Annotated in this window: 12 protein-coding genes and 2 pseudogenes; 11 read left to right on the top strand and 3 right to left on the bottom strand. The window is 41.4% G+C overall.

All coding sequences use genetic code 11. The features are described 5' to 3' along the window. The 11 genes and pseudogenes from HT693_RS07400 to HT693_RS07350 all read left to right on the top strand — a co-directional run. A partial coding sequence (locus tag HT693_RS07400; RefSeq protein WP_172925088.1) for an LPXTG cell wall anchor domain-containing protein occupies positions 1-729 on the top strand: 729 nt, incomplete at its 5' end. Between the two features lie 336 nt (positions 730-1,065). Continuing rightward, positions 1,066-1,416 carry an IS66 family insertion sequence element accessory protein TnpB gene (gene tnpB, locus HT693_RS07395; RefSeq protein ID WP_172925087.1) on the top strand — a complete coding sequence of 117 codons (351 nt, stop codon included), beginning with the start codon at positions 1,066-1,068 and terminating at the stop codon, positions 1,414-1,416. Next, positions 1,410-1,484: pseudogene (locus HT693_RS07390) on the top strand (transposase); the annotation flags it as partial. The gene tnpB and the pseudogene HT693_RS07390, both read left to right, overlap by 7 nt. A gap of 235 nt (positions 1,485-1,719) precedes the next feature. After that, a complete protein-coding gene (locus HT693_RS07385; RefSeq protein ID WP_120007986.1) occupies positions 1,720-2,997 on the top strand; it encodes an ABC transporter permease in 1,278 nt (425 codons plus the stop codon). Between the two features lie 12 nt (positions 2,998-3,009). Continuing rightward, a complete protein-coding gene (gene vex2 / locus HT693_RS07380) occupies positions 3,010-3,657 on the top strand; it encodes an ABC transporter ATP-binding subunit Vex2 (RefSeq protein ID WP_061439180.1) in 648 nt (215 codons plus the stop codon). A 55-nt stretch (positions 3,658-3,712) separates the two neighbouring features. Continuing rightward, the gene (vex3, locus tag HT693_RS07375) at positions 3,713-5,092 is read left to right on the top strand and encodes an ABC transporter permease subunit Vex3 (protein WP_054388057.1); all 1,380 of its coding nucleotides are present in this window, start codon (positions 3,713-3,715) and stop codon (positions 5,090-5,092) included. A 297-nt stretch (positions 5,093-5,389) separates the two neighbouring features. Further along, positions 5,390-7,210, top strand: a complete 1,821-nt coding sequence (locus tag HT693_RS07370) for a CAP domain-containing protein (protein ID WP_172925086.1) — start codon at positions 5,390-5,392, stop codon at positions 7,208-7,210. Further along, on the top strand, positions 7,173-7,934 hold the full coding sequence (locus tag HT693_RS07365; protein ID WP_172925085.1) for a hypothetical protein: 762 nt from the start codon (positions 7,173-7,175) through the stop codon (positions 7,932-7,934). The genes HT693_RS07370 and HT693_RS07365 overlap by 38 nt, the downstream gene beginning before the upstream one ends. A 163-nt stretch (positions 7,935-8,097) precedes the next feature. Beyond that, on the top strand, positions 8,098-8,754 hold the full coding sequence (gene vncR, locus HT693_RS07360) for a response regulator transcription factor VncR (RefSeq protein WP_172925084.1): 657 nt from the start codon (positions 8,098-8,100) through the stop codon (positions 8,752-8,754). Continuing rightward, positions 8,751-10,079, top strand: a complete 1,329-nt coding sequence (gene vncS / locus HT693_RS07355) for a sensor histidine kinase VncS (protein ID WP_001254965.1) — start codon at positions 8,751-8,753, stop codon at positions 10,077-10,079. The genes vncR and vncS overlap by 4 nt, the downstream gene beginning before the upstream one ends. A 140-nt stretch (positions 10,080-10,219) precedes the next feature. Next, positions 10,220-11,101, top strand: coding sequence for a class II fructose-bisphosphate aldolase (locus HT693_RS07350; protein WP_001019001.1), 882 nt, complete (start codon positions 10,220-10,222; stop codon positions 11,099-11,101). Positions 11,102-11,421: 320 nt separating this feature from the next. Here the strand turns inward: HT693_RS07350 and HT693_RS07345 are convergent, their stop codons facing one another. The 3 genes and pseudogenes from HT693_RS07345 to HT693_RS07335 form a co-directional block, all read right to left on the bottom strand. Further along, positions 11,422-12,612 carry a ferric reductase-like transmembrane domain-containing protein gene (locus HT693_RS07345; RefSeq protein WP_000835817.1) on the bottom strand — a complete coding sequence of 397 codons (1,191 nt, stop codon included), beginning with the start codon at positions 12,610-12,612 and terminating at the stop codon, positions 11,422-11,424. A 340-nt stretch (positions 12,613-12,952) separates the two neighbouring features. After that, positions 12,953-13,612 carry an amino acid ABC transporter permease gene (locus HT693_RS07340; protein ID WP_172925083.1) on the bottom strand — a complete coding sequence of 220 codons (660 nt, stop codon included), beginning with the start codon at positions 13,610-13,612 and terminating at the stop codon, positions 12,953-12,955. A 237-nt stretch (positions 13,613-13,849) separates the two neighbouring features. After that, positions 13,850-14,479, bottom strand: a pseudogene (locus HT693_RS07335) (amino acid ABC transporter ATP-binding protein); the annotation flags it as partial. Between the last annotated feature and the right edge of the window lie 140 nt (positions 14,480-14,619).

Below are 14,619 nucleotides of genomic sequence, written 5' to 3'. Positions count from 1 at the left end.
ACTAAAGCCGATACAGATGGTGATGGCTTCACAGATAAAGAAGAAGTAGATAAGGGAACAAATCCGAAAGATCCAAACTCGAAACCAGAATCTAAACCAGTAGGTGCATCAACTAAGGATTCAGATAGTGTTAAAGATCCATCAGTAACATCGGTTAAAGATCCAAGCAACTTGACTGATGCAGAAAGAGCTAAGGTAGCCGAAGAAGTTAAGAAATCTAACCCAACTGCAACAGATGTTAAAGTAGGTAAAGATGGAACAATAACTGTAACCTTCCCAGATGGCTCAACAGCAGTAATTCCAGCAGCTAAAGCAGTTGAGAAAGCTAAAGATGCAGATAGTGTTAAGGATCCGTCAGCAACACCAGTTAAAGATCCAAGCAACTTGACTGACGCAGAAAAAGCTAAGGTAGCCGAAGAAGTTAAGAAATCTAACCCAACTGCGAAAGATATTAAGGTAAACAAAGACGGATCAGTAGTTGTAACCTTTGAAGATGGTACTACATCTGTTATTCCAGCAGATAAGACAGTCAAGAAATCAGATAGTTCAGTAGCAGTTAATCCAGCTACCAACCAAGATTCACCTGCTCAAGCACCAGCTGAGAAAGCAGGAGCGAAAGAATTGCCAAATACTGGTACAGAACAATCTAGCGCTTCACTTGCTCTAGCACTTCTTGCAGCAGCAACAGGGGGACTCCTTATCGCGAAAAAACGCAAGGAAGAAGAGTAAGAAATTACTTTGATAAAATAATTCATAGGATAAACATTCTGTAAATTTAACGAAAATAGATTGGAACACTATGTTCTAGTCGCCCCCAAAAGGATAGCATCTCCGAGAGGAGATGTTATCCTTTTTTTACTAGTGAATCAAATGATATAGTGGATTGAATTTATAATAGTACGGTAAGCGCGTCATAACAAGGTATCTATCATTCATGGAGTTCCTCCTGTATACTATTCGTAAAGTAAAACTATTGGAAGATATTTTAATGCCACAACCTATTGTTCCTGTAGAGATTCCACAATCTCGAAATGATAGAAGAGCTTTTGGATAAGGTGTTGCTCTATGCCAATTCATCTATCTAGCCTAAGGCAGGTCTATCTCGTGTGTGGGAAAACGGATATGAGGCAAGGCATTGATTCACTGGCTTATCTCATTAAAACCCACTTTGAATTAAATCCCTTTTCAGGTCAAGTCTTTCTCTTTTGTGGTGGACGTAAAGACCGCTTTAAATCCCTTTACTGGGATGGTCAAGGATTTTGGCTACTATATAAACGCTTTGAGAGCGGCAGACTGACTTGGCCCAGTACAGAAAAGGATATCAAAGCTCTCACGCCTGAACAAGTAGACTGGCTTATGAAGGGCTTTTCTATCACTCCCAAAATAAATTCATCAGAAAGTCGTGATTTCTATTGAAAGACGGGCATCTGGTTCTTTCCAATAATCTAGCTGAACGCGCTATTAAATCATTGGTTATGGGACGGAGTAAAAGAGTCCAGTGGACTCTTTTAGCCTAAGAAAAACGTGGACTGATTTTGTGTTTGGATTATGACCTTGAACGACATGCGTTAAAAGTTAGTTGAACCGCCGTATGCCGAATGGCACGTACGGTGGTGTGAGAGGGACTAGAGATTATCCCCTACTCGATATTTTTTTTCGTATTTCATAAACATTTCATATTTGGGTTTTATAATAGTCTTACAAATATGGAGGTGACAAATGAATCCAATCCAAAGAGCTTGGGCTTATGTCAGCAGAAAACGACTGAGAAGTTTTATTTTATTTCTGATTTTATTGGTCCTATTGGCTGGAATTTCAGCCTGTTTGACGCTGATGAAGTCCAACAAAACAGTGGAAACCAATCTTTACAAATCACTCAATACATCTTTTTCTATTAAGAAGATAGAAAATGGTCAGACTTTCAAGTTGTCGGACTTATCATCCGTGAGCCAGATTAAGGGACTGGAACATGTCTCTCCTGAACTCGAGACGGTCGCAAAACTAAAAGACAAGGAAGCAGTGAGTGGCGAGCAGAGCGTGGAGCGTGATGATTTGTCAGCTGCAGACAAAAACTTGGTCAGCTTAACGGCTCTTGAGGATTCATCCAAGGATGTGACCTTTACCAGTTCGGCCTTCAACCTAAAAGAAGGGCGACACCTTCAAAAAGGGGATTCCAAGAAAATCCTGATCCACGAAGAGTTGGCTAAGAAGAACGGTCTTTCGCTTCATGACAAGATTGGCTTGGATGCTGGACAGTCCGAATCTGGCAAAGGGCAAACAGTAGAGTTTGAAATCGTCGGAATCTTCTCTGGTAAAAAACAGGAGAAATTCACAGGTTTGTCTTCCGACTTCAGTGAAAACCAGGTCTTTACAGACTATGAAAGTAGCCAGACACTTTTGGGCAATAGTGAAGCTCAAGTCAGTGCAGCTCGCTTCTATGTAGAAAATCCTAAGGAAATGGACGGACTCATGAAGCAGGTGGAAAACTTGGCCTTGGAAAGTCAAGGCTACCAAGTCGAGAAGGAAAACAAGGCTTTTGAACAAATCAAAGACTCAGTGGAAACCTTCCAAACCTTCCTGACCATCTTCCTTTATGGGATGTTGATAGCAGGAGCAGGAGCCTTAATTCTGGTTTTGTCTCTCTGGTTGAGAGAAAGGGTCTACGAAGTGGGAATTTTACTGGCACTTGGAAAAGGCAAGAGCTCAATCTTCCTACAATTCTGTTTAGAGGTAGTTTTGGTATCTCTTGGTGCTTTGCTTCCAGCATTTGTTGCAGGAAACGCAATAACATCTTACCTACTCCAAACCCTACTAGCAAGTGGAGATCAGGCAGCCCTACAAGACACGCTAGCTAAAGCAAGCAGTCTATCAACCAGCACCCTATCTTTTGCAGAATCCTATGTTTTTCTAGTTCTGCTTAGTTGCTTATCTGTAGCCCTTTGTTTCCTATTCTTATTTAGAAAATCGCCGAAAGAAATTTTATCATCTATTAGTTAAGAAGGAGAAATCATGACTTTATTACAATTACAAGACCTTACCTACCGTTATAAGAACACTGCTGAGGCAGTCCTATATCAGATCAATTATCATTTTGAACCTGGGAAATTTTACAGTATTATTGGGGAGTCAGGAGCGGGGAAATCCACTCTCTTGTCCCTACTTGCTGGTTTAGATAGTCCTGTTGAAGGTTCGATTCTTTTCCAAGGAGAGGATATTCGTAAGAAGGGGTATTCCTACCATCGTATGCACCATATTTCCCTGGTATTTCAAAATTATAACTTGATAGATTATCTTTCTCCACTGGAAAATATCCGCTTGGTCAACAAAAAGGCAAGCAAGGATACACTGCTTGAGCTTGGTTTAGATGAAAATCAGATCAAGCGGAATGTTCTCCAGTTATCAGGTGGTCAACAGCAACGTGTTGCCATTGCTCGCAGTTTGGTCTCAGAAGCTCCAGTTATTCTAGCTGATGAGCCAACAGGAAATCTGGATCCTAAAACTGCTGGAGATATTGTCGAACTGCTCAAATCACTTGCCCAGAAAACAGGTAAATGTGTCATCGTCGTAACCCACAGCAAAGAAGTGGCACAAGCATCAGATATTACACTTGAGTTGAAAGATAAGAAACTGACTGAAACTCGAAATACTACGAAATAATACGAACTTTTTCTGTTCAAACTATAAAATAGAATAAAATCTAGAAAGGGAATCTATGTTACACAACGCATTTGCCTATGTTACAAGGAAGTTTTTCAAATCGATTGTCATCTTCCTGATTATTCTCCTCATGGCGAGCTTGAGTTTGGTCGGCTTGTCAATCAAGGGAGCTACTGCCAAGGCTTCTCAGGAGACCTTTAAAAATATCACCAATAGCTTCTCCATGCAAATCAATCGTCGCGTCAACCAAGGAACGCCTCGTGGTGCTGGGAATATTAAGGGTGAAGACATCAAAAAAATCACCGAAAACAAGGCCATCGAGTCTTATGTCAAACGTATCAACGCTATCGGAGATTTGACTGGATATGACCTCATTGAAACGCCAGAAACCAAGAAGAATCTCACTGCTGATCGTGCCAAACGTTTTGGAAGTAGCTTGATGATTACAGGTGTCAATGACTCCTCTAAAGAAGACAAGTTTGTCTCTGGTTCTTATAAACTAGTCGAAGGAGAGCACTTAACCAACGACGACAAGGATAAAATCCTCTTGCACAAGGACTTGGCAGCCAAACACGGCTGGAAAGTAGGGGACAAGGTTAAACTGGACTCTAATATCTACGATGCAGATAATGAAAAAGGAGCCAAGGAAACAGTTGAAGTGACAATCAAGGGACTCTTTGATGGTCATAATAAGTCAGCAGTAACCTACTCACAAGAACTTTACGAAAACACAGCTATTACAGACATTCACACTGCTGCAAAACTTTATGGATACACAGAAGACACAGCCATTTATGGGGACGCAACCTTCTTTGTAACAGCAGACAAGAACTTGGATGATGTTATGAAAGAGTTGAATGGCATCAGTGGTATCAACTGGAAGAGCTACACACTCGTCAAGAGCTCCTCTAACTACCCAGCTCTTGAGCAATCTATCTCTGGTATGTACAAGATGGCCAACCTCCTCTTCTGGGGTAGCTTGAGCTTCTCAGTTCTCCTCCTTGCCCTCTTGCTCAGCCTTTGGATCAACGCCCGTCGCAAGGAAGTGGGAATTCTCCTCTCTATCGGCCTCAAGCAGGCAAGTATCTTGGGGCAATTCATAACCGAATCTATCTTGATTGCTATCCCTGCTCTAGTTTCTGCTTACTTCCTAGCTAATTACACTGCCCGTGCAATTGGAAACACTGTCCTTGCCAATGTGACTTCAGGTGTTGCCAAACAGGCTAGTAAGGCGGCTCAAGCCTCTAACCTTGGTGGTGGTGCAGAAGTAGATGGCTTTAGCAAGACCTTGTCGAGCCTAGATATTTCTATTCAGACTTCAGACTTTATCATCGTCTTTGTCCTAGCCTTGGTTCTAGTGGTTCTCGTTATGGCGCTTGCTTCAAGCAATCTCCTTAGAAAACAACCAAAAGAGCTTTTGCTGGATGGTGAATAATACTGATGCTAGACTGAAAAATGAGGCTAGCAACTGAAAGTTTTAAAATGATACATGAAGCAGAAAGCAGTGGTGAAAATCATTGCTTTCAGTTGCTTTCTTTGTACTTTAGTGTTAAATATGATATACTAAAGTTATGGAATTTATTAGAAAGGGGTTTCGCAACTTATATATGGAATTGTGCATAAAAATCTATAGATAAATCTGTAGAAGCCTATCCATATCGCAAACATAGGCTAGTAGACCTAGGCAGGGTCTACCTTGGAAAATATAGAATAGTGAGGAAAAATAAATATTATGAGACAAACAAATGTTAGAGGAAGCTTATCCCTCCGTGGTTTTAGAAAATTAAGAACGGGTGCAATTGTTGCGACAGGTGTGATTCTACTGGGGCTAGGCTTTTTATCTCCAACTGTATCAGCCAGTGAACAAGATGGTGTTTGGGTAGCCAGAACAGTTGAGGAAGTGAAAGCTGATATTTTAAATATAGACAATTTATCACACTACACAATTAAGTGGGGAGATACATTGAGTGCTATTAGTGGGGCAACAGGGCTATCTGTTGATAGTTTGGTTGAGATAAATCGTATTGCAAATAGAGATTTGATTTTTGCTAATAATAAATTGTATTTTAGCGAAGAGGCTTTTCTAAAAGATGGAAATACAGAAGTAAAAAGACAGCGAGTGTCGATTGATAATTCTGGTAGTCGTCAAAGTTATGAAGTTGAAACAAAAACAGATACTGTAACTGGTGAACAAAGGACTACTGTTAAACAAACGACACCAGTAGCTGTGGAAATCCCAGCGGCGTCAGCAGAGAAAGCTGAAGAGTCAGTATTGCCGGCATCGAAATCAGAAACCTCAGTCTCAGTTGCGCCAAAAGCCGAAACAAGATCAGAAACTTTACATGCTCCATCTGCAGATACTACAATTGAATCAGGGAACTCAACTGAATCAAGTCCAGTAGTAGACAAGGCCCTTTCAAATATAGGGACAACAAATCAACCTGTAGTTTCAAATCCAAGTTCTGAAGCGCCAGCACCGAAAGTGGAAGAGCCAATGGTATCAGAACCAAAATCGGAAGCACCAGCGACCCCAGCACCAAAAGTGGAAGAACCAGTGTCACCGGCGCCAAAAGCGGAAGAACCAGCAACACTGGCACCAGAAGTAGAAGAGCCAACGGTATCAGAACCAAAAGCAGAAGCACCCGTATCTCCAGCACCGAAAGTGGAAGATTCAATGGTATCAGAACCAAAAGCAGAAGCACCAGCGACCCCAGCGCCAAAAGCAGAAGAGCCAATGGTATCAGAACCAAAATCAGAAGCACCAGCGACCCCGGCGCCGCAAGCGGAAGCACCAGCAGCGCCAGCACCAAAATCAGAAGCACCGGTAGCTACAAGACCAACCACGGAAGATCCAGTAATACCGAAAGGGGAAGTGCCGGCTGTACCACAAAAGGAGGTGCAGACTGTATTTAAATCGGAAGTGAGTCAAGCATCTGCTGGCAATGTTTTGGTGGGAATCAAAGGAGAATTTTTAACACCAGATCAACAAGCTATCTTAGATTCTCTTAATAAGATTCGTAAAGAGGCTTTTGAGGAGAAATTAGTAGATAAGTATGTTCCGATTAAGTGGTCAACACAACTGGAAAAAACGGCTCTTATGAGAGCTGCTGAGTCTTCTATTACGAATGCCCATGCTCGTCTCTCTGACAAAAATATTTGGACAGCTTTTCCGACTGGTACTAGAACATTTGGAGAAAACTTGGCGTGGAATTATAAAGGATTTGCAGAGGCGATTAAGCAATGGTACTCAGAAAAAGCCGATTATATTAAAAAATCAAAGGGTGAGACAGTTGCAGGTCAAACTGGTCATTATAAATCATTGATAAATCCTCTATATACTTATACAGGTCTTGGTGCATTTAATAACCCTCGTCATGAACATCACTGGATTACTGTTGCACAAATTTTAGGAGATAAGGTCGACTCGGAGGCTTTAGTTGGCCAGTATGGGCCAGCAATTCAAGAAGCAGAGGTGACAGAATCTCAACTTTCCTCATTTAAAACAAAAGCTGATATTGTCGAAAACACATCTGATAGAAGAGACAAACAGTAAAGAGGTTAATTTACAGGAAGCGTCTTCAGAAACAAGAGATGTAACATCGCACGGTAACGGAGCAACAGAGGAAGCAAAGACTGTAGAATCTACGGAAAGCACAGAGAAAAGCCAAGTAGAACCAGCTGAAAACACATCAGCTACGGATATGGCAGAAACAGGAAAAACATCTGTAGCTCCATCATCAGACTCAGAAAAAGTATTGACCACCACAGAAGAAACTGGAGAAGCGACTTCGTCTGATTCTAACTTAGTAAATTCACAAGAAAATAATTCTGAGACACAAGATGGAACAACAAATGCCACATCAGAAGAATCGTCAGAGTCAAAAGAAGCATCAGTTACCTCTGAAAGTGAGTCAACAGACACACAACCATCTGTAGAAGTAGGAACAGAAGAAACACTAGCTCCAAAAGACGCAGGAACAACAGTAGAAGCTGAAGAAGTTGTAACACCAGCTCCTCAAAAGGTCAAAGTCAATGTTTTTTATAACTTTGATCAAATGAAAGATATTGCAGGTTTTCTAGGAGATATCAATGGAACTCCTCTTGAAATCGCGGAAGGTTCAACAGATGATGAAGTAAAAGTGGCAGTCAAGAACCAAGTTGATGCTAAGAAAGAAGAGTTGGGCAAACGTGGCTATACTTTAAAAGAGGACTATGCCTATCAAGCGAATGGGAAAGATTATAATTACGTTGTAACATTTTCAAAAGCAGCTAAATAATTTTCATTCCACAGGGAGTGAAATGTGAGCAGAGAGAGCGATAGGCTCTCTTTGTTTTATCTAGTGGTCAGTTGATTACAGACAAAAGGCCAGTAAGAGGATATAATAAAAATAGAGTAGGTATTTATTCTAAGAAAAATAAAAAATAGAGAGCAGTTAAAGTATGAAAATTTTAATTGTAGAAGATGAAGAGATGATCCGTGAGGGGATCAGTGATTATTTGACGGATTGTGGCTATGAAACCCTTGAGGCTGCAGATGGGCAAGAAGCCTTAGAAAAATTTTCCAGCTATGAAGTAGCCTTGATTTTACTAGATATCCAGATGCCCAAGCTCAATGGTCTAGAAGTCCTAGCTGAGATTCGTAAAACCAGTCAGGTTCCTGTCTTGATGCTGACCGCCTTTCAGGATGAGGAATACAAGATGAGTGCCTTTGCTTCTCTGGCAGATGGCTATCTGGAAAAGCCCTTCTCCCTCTCCCTCTTAAAAGTGAGGGTGGATGCAATTTTCAAGAGATACTACGATACAGGACGAATCTTCTCTTATAAAGATGCCAGGGTGGATTTTGAGAGCTACAGTGCCAGTCTAGCAGGTCAAGAAGTGCTTATCAATGCCAAAGAGTTGGAAATTCTGGACTATCTGGTGAAAAATGAAGGCCGGGCCTTGACTCGGTCTCAGATAATCGATGCCGTCTGGAAAGCGACAGATGAGGTTCCCTTTGACCGTGTCATTGATGTTTATATCAAGGAATTGCGGAAAAAGCTAGACTTGGACTGCATCCTCACTGTGCGCAATGTTGGTTATAAATTGGAGCGAAAATGAGACGAACAGGTTTATTTACAAAGATATTTATCTATACCTTCTCGATATTTAGTGTTCTGGTTATCTGCCTTCATTTAGCTATTTATTTTCTATTTCCCTCGACTTATCTGAGTCATCGTCAGGAAACCATTGGCCAGAAAGCGACAGCTATTGCCAAGTCCCTAGAAGGAAAGGATAGGCAGAGCATCGAGCAAGTGTTAGAGCTGTATTCCCAGACTAGTGATATCAAGGGGGGCGTTAAGGGCGAGATGACAGAGGACAAGTTAGAAGTCAAGGACAGCATTCCTCTGGATACGGACCGTCAGACCACCTCTCTCTTTATTGAGGAGCGTGAGGTGACAACGCAAGATGGTAGCACCATGACTCTCCAGTTTCTGGTTTCTATGGATTTGCAAAAGGAAGCAGAGCAAATCAGTCTCCAATTTCTTCCCTATACCTTGCTGGCATCCTTTCTAATTTCCCTCTTGGTGGCCTACATCTATGCTCGGACCATTGTTGCCCCGATCTTGGAAATCAAACGGGTGACTCGTAGAATGATGGAACTGGATTCCCAAGTGCGATTGCGCGTGGATTCTAGGGATGAGATTGGTGATCTCAAGGAACAAATCAATAGCCTCTACCAGCATCTTTTGACTGTCATTGCAGACTTGCATGACAAGAATGAAGCCATTCTCCAGCTGGAGAAGATGAAGGTCGAATTCCTACGAGGGGCTTCTCATGAACTGAAAACACCGCTGGCTAGTTTGAAAATCCTGATCGAAAACATGAAAGAGAATATCGGTCGTTATAAGGATAGAGACCAGTATCTGGGAGTTGCCTTGGGGATTGTGGATGAACTCAATCACCATGTTCTGCAGATACTTTCCCTCTCTTCTGTGCAGGAGTTGCGAGATGATAGGGAAGAAATTGACCTCCTCCAGATGACACAAAGTCTGGTTAAGGATTATGCCTTGCTCGCCAAGGAAAGAGAGCTCCAGATTGACAATAGTTTGACCCATCAGCAGGCTTATCTAAACCCATCAGTTATGAAGTTGATTCTTTCTAATCTCATCAGCAATGCCATCAAGCACTCTGTTCCAGGTGGCTTGGTTGGCATTGGAGAAAGAGAAGGGGAACTCTTTATCGAGAATAGCTGTAGCTCAGAAGAACAAGAAAAACTAGCCCAGTCTTTTTCTGATAATGCTAGTCGCAAGCCCAAAGGGCCTGGGATGGGACTCTTTGTGGTCAAGAGTCTATTGGAACATGAAAAATTAGCTTATCATTTCGAGATGGAGGAGAATCGTTTAACCTTCTTCATAGCTTTTCCAAAAGTCGCCCAAGACTAGAGATAGAAAGGGTTTACATGGATGAAGCTAGAAGAAATTAAATCGAAACTACGGGAAAAACTAGATTTTTTTGTCAAAAAGTGATAAAATGAACAATGTAAATGGGGTGACCCATAAAAATATACAGGAGGCCTGATAAAATGGCAATCGTTTCAGCAGAAAAATTTGTCCAAGCAGCTCGTGACAACGGTTATGCAGTTGGTGGATTTAACACAAACAACCTTGAGTGGACTCAAGCTATCTTGCGCGCAGCAGAAGCTAAAAAAGCTCCAGTTTTGATCCAAACTTCAATGGGTGCTGCTAAATACATGGGTGGTTACAAAGTTGCTCGCAACTTGATCGCTAACCTTGTTGAATCAATGGGTATCACTGTACCAGTAGCTATCCACCTTGACCACGGCCACTACGAAGATGCACTTGAGTGTATCGAAGTTGGTTACACTTCAATCATGTTTGACGGTTCACACCTTCCAGTTGAAGAAAACCTTAAATTGGCTAAAGAAGTTGTTGAAAAAGCACACGCTAAAGGTATCTCAGTAGAAGCTGAAGTTGGTACTATCGGTGGTGAAGAAGACGGAATCATCGGTAAAGGTGAATTGGCTCCAATCGAAGACGCTAAAGCAATGGTTGAAACTGGTATCGACTTCTTGGCAGCTGGTATCGGTAACATCCACGGCCCTTACCCAGCAAACTGGGAAGGTCTTGACCTTGACCACTTGCAAAAATTGACAGAAGCTCTTCCAGGATTCCCAATCGTATTGCACGGTGGTTCAGGTATTCCTGATGAGCAAATCCAAGCAGCTATCAAACTTGGTGTTGCCAAAGTTAACGTTAACACAGAATGCCAAATCGCATTCGCTAACGCAACTCGTAAATTTGCTCGTGACTACGAAGCAAACGAAGCAGAATACGATAAGAAAAAACTCTTCGACCCACGTAAATTCTTGGCTGACGGTGTAAAAGCTATCCAAGCATCGGTTGAAGAACGTATCGACGTATTCGGTTCAGAAGGTAAAGCATAATCTAGCTGAATAATACAGATAAAACCTGCCTGTGAGGGTGGGTTTTTTGATTTCAAGCTACTCGTTTTAGTATAGTAAACTGAATCTAGACTAGCACAATGCTGCTTCTATAGCGTTTTGAAACTAGAACAGGACAATATAACTGCTAAAATATTTCTATAAATTCATTTGATTTTCCTAATCAATTTGTTCGTATCCTATTTCATTCCACTATAAAACATTCTTATCAATTGATTTGAATTCCAAAATTTCATCGCTCTGGTCTTATTTCATTTGGCTATAAAAAACTCTCCTGGGGAATCCCAGGAGAGTATGAGTACTTATTTGAACTTGAATCCTTCGTAAATAAGCTCTGCTTTTGGATTTTGTTTCTTAATCTGTTTGGCAAGTGTCTTCATCATAGAAAGGGGACCACACATATAGACGGTTGCATGTTCGGGCACTTCTTTTTGTTCAAAATTAAGATAGCCGTCTTTCGTACTGTCGATTAGATGGAGTTCAAAATTAGGATTTTTCTGAGCATAGTTACGGAGTAAATCTAGGTAGACTGCATTTTCATCTCCACGGAAGCTATAGTAGAAGTGAACCTGTTTATCTAAAATAGGATGTTCACGGATGTAAGAGATGAAGGGGGTGATCCCAATACCTCCAGCAATCCAAACCTGATTTTCTCGTCCTTCTTCTATGATCATGTGTCCGTAAGCTCTGTCTAGGGTTACTTTGCTGCCGGCTTGAAGATTATCATAGATATTATTGGTATGGTCGCCTGAATTTTTAACAGTAAAGTAAAGAGTTTGGCCATGACCTCCTGAGATAGAAAAGGGATGCGGAGCACTTTCAAAGCCTTCTTGGAAAATCTTTAGAAAGGCAAATTGTCCTGATTGATAGTTGAAAGGTCTGCTAAGATGGATTTGAATTTCTCTAGTATCGTGATTTAAGCGTTTGAGATGGGTAATTTTCCCTAGATAGGGGAAGGAAATCTTTTGATATAGAAAAATGATATAAAAACCAGCTAGTAAGCCTAAAAGGGCATAGCTACCAACAAGAAAACTTAGAAGATTAAATGTAAGGAGACGATTGCCCATTATCATGTAGATGTGAAAGAGTCCTAAAATATAGGCTAGGTAAACCAGGCGGTGAATCCATCGCCAAGCTTCGTATTGGATGTATTTGCCTAAATAGGCGACAAGGATGATGCTGGCAAAGATATAGATGGCAAGATTACCAAACTGAGCAGCTAAGCGAGAGCCCCACAAACCGCCCATACTAAAGTTATGAAAGATTAGTAGGATGATTGAGAGAAAGGCTGTGAATTTGTGGACGGTGTAGACCTTCTCCAAACCGTGAAACCAGCTTTCTAGTAGTGGGAGACGAGTGGCTAGGATAAAAGTCAGAGATAGGCTTGTTAAAGCTAGTCCTGGAATCATGAATTGGGGAGAAGTGTTCATCCAAGTCAAAAGAGTCAAGATAAAACTAGCTATGATAAAGAGTAGTCCTTTGATTGATTTCATAGAAAATTCCATTTCATTTAGATTTCGATTTGTTGTAAATGAATTTGTTACATTTTATCATAGAAAATGTATGGTGTCAAATCTAGGTGTGTAAATCTCTGTTCTTATAAAAAACTCTCCAATTGAACTGGAGAGTGGCTGTTTATACTCAATGAAAATCAAAGAGCAAACTAGGAAGCTAGCCCGCAGGCTGCTCAAAACACCGTTTTGAGGTTGTAGATGAAACTGACGAAGTCAGCTCAAAACATGGTTTTGAGGTTGTAGATGAAACTGACGAAGTCAGTAACAATACATACGGCAAGGTGAAGCTGACGTGGTTTGAAGAGATTTTCGAAGAGTATTATTCTGCAGCTTGTTGCCAACGTTTGGCTAGCATATGAGACAGGCTAGAAATGGCTAGGTTAAAGCTGAAGTAGATGAGGGCAATCAGTATATAAAGACTGAAGACCTGCTCTGGTTCGAAATAACGGCCCATGAGAATTTGGCTGGCTCCAAAGAGTTCTTGTAGGGCGATAACAGAGTAGAGGAGACTGGTATCCTTAATCACGGTTACAAACTGAGAAATGATGGCTGGCAGCATTTTACGAATGGCTTGTGGGAGAATGATGTAGTAGAGGATTTGGGCTGAAGTGAAGCCTTGTGACATTCCTGCTTCGTACTGCCCCTTGGCTACGGCATTGAGACCGCCTCGGATAATCTCAGCTAAAGCCGCTGATGTAAAGAGTGTGAAGGCAGTGATTCCTGCTGGAGTGGATTTCATCTTGAAAATTAAAAAGATAGTAAAGATCCAGAGAAGGTTGGGAACGTTGCGCACAAATTCGATATAAATGCTGGAAATAATGCGCAAGACAGGATTTTTGCCATTTTTCATGACAGCTAGCACCGTACCGATAAGGGTAGAGAGGACGATGGCAATCAGAGAAATGTAGAGGGTCAAGCCAAATCCTTTAAAGATAAAGACTAGGTTATCTGGGGTCAAAACTTCTAAAATGGATTCCATAGTAACCTCCTAAAGTGAATAGGCTTTTTTATTAGCTTGTTCCATCTTGCGACCAAACTGGGCAACAGGGAAGCATAGAGAAAAGTAGAGAAGGGCAGCGCCTAGAAAGGCTGGAATGTAGTTTCCGTTAAGTGCTGACCAAGACTTGGTCACAAACATCAAGTCCACTCCAGAGATGATAGCGACTGTTGAGGTGTTCTTGATGAGGTTGACAATTTGGTTGGTCAAAGGAGGGAGAATGATGCGGTCGGCAACTTCACGGGCAAAGCCCATTTCATGGGTAACGACAATCATATTCATACCATCGTGGGCCAATTTTTGCATAACCGCTAGAACATCGCCGATGGTTTCAGGGTCAAGAGCAGATGTTGGTTCATCAAAGAGAAGAAGCTCAGGATGCATAGCGAGTCCACGTGCAATGACAATCCGTTGCTTTTGTCCACCAGACAGCATGGCTGGATAAGAATCTTTTTTATCCCACATATTTACAAATTCCAGATATTTTTGAGCTGTTTTTTCAGCTTCTTTTTTATCAATTCCTAGAACTTTTATGGGTGCGAGTGTTACGTTTTCTAACACTGTTTTATGCGGATAGAGGTTAAAATGCTGGAAAACCATGCCGACTTCCTTACGAAGAGGCACCAAATCTTTCTGGCTGGCACCAGCAACTTGGTGGCCATTGACTAGAAGACTTCCCTTGTCAACAGCCTCCAAACCATTGATGGTGCGGATAAGAGTGGATTTTCCAGAACCAGATGGTCCGAGTAGGACAACGACTTGTCCTTTTTCAAAACGGAGATTGATGTCGCGGAGTGCGTGGTAGTCTCCGTAATATTTTTCGACGTGTTCAAATTCTACTAAAGCCATAAGGAGTCTCCTTTGCATTAGATTTTATAACATGATTCTGCACCAAAAGATTTGTCTTGTCAAATCATATCTGAAAAAATTCACTAAAATTTTATAAAAAAGCAATCTGGATAGAGAAAACGTCTAAATCATGTTATAAT

Source organism: Streptococcus sp. 2154, from assembly GCF_013277255.1.
Lineage (GTDB): Bacteria > Bacillota > Bacilli > Lactobacillales > Streptococcaceae > Streptococcus > Streptococcus pseudopneumoniae.
Note: the sequence above shows the minus strand (reverse complement) of the source record. Positions and strands in the feature narration are given on the sequence as shown.

Excerpts from the sequence above, each read along its gene's own strand:
- tnpB (WP_172925087.1), top strand. The coding sequence starts at position 1,066 with ATGCCAATTCATCTATCTAGCCTAAGGCAGGTCTATCTCGTGTGTGGG.
- HT693_RS07385 (WP_120007986.1), top strand. The coding sequence starts at position 1,720 with ATGAATCCAATCCAAAGAGCTTGGGCTTATGTCAGCAGAAAACGACTG.
- vex2 (WP_061439180.1), top strand. The coding sequence starts at position 3,010 with ATGACTTTATTACAATTACAAGACCTTACCTACCGTTATAAGAACACT.
- vex3 (WP_054388057.1), top strand. The coding sequence starts at position 3,713 with ATGTTACACAACGCATTTGCCTATGTTACAAGGAAGTTTTTCAAATCG.
- HT693_RS07370 (WP_172925086.1), top strand. The coding sequence starts at position 5,390 with ATGAGACAAACAAATGTTAGAGGAAGCTTATCCCTCCGTGGTTTTAGA.
- vncR (WP_172925084.1), top strand. The coding sequence starts at position 8,098 with ATGAAAATTTTAATTGTAGAAGATGAAGAGATGATCCGTGAGGGGATC.
- vncS (WP_001254965.1), top strand. The coding sequence starts at position 8,751 with ATGAGACGAACAGGTTTATTTACAAAGATATTTATCTATACCTTCTCG.
- HT693_RS07350 (WP_001019001.1), top strand. The coding sequence starts at position 10,220 with ATGGCAATCGTTTCAGCAGAAAAATTTGTCCAAGCAGCTCGTGACAAC.
- HT693_RS07345 (WP_000835817.1), bottom strand. The coding sequence starts at position 12,612 with ATGAAATCAATCAAAGGACTACTCTTTATCATAGCTAGTTTTATCTTG.
- HT693_RS07340 (WP_172925083.1), bottom strand. The coding sequence starts at position 13,612 with ATGGAATCCATTTTAGAAGTTTTGACCCCAGATAACCTAGTCTTTATC.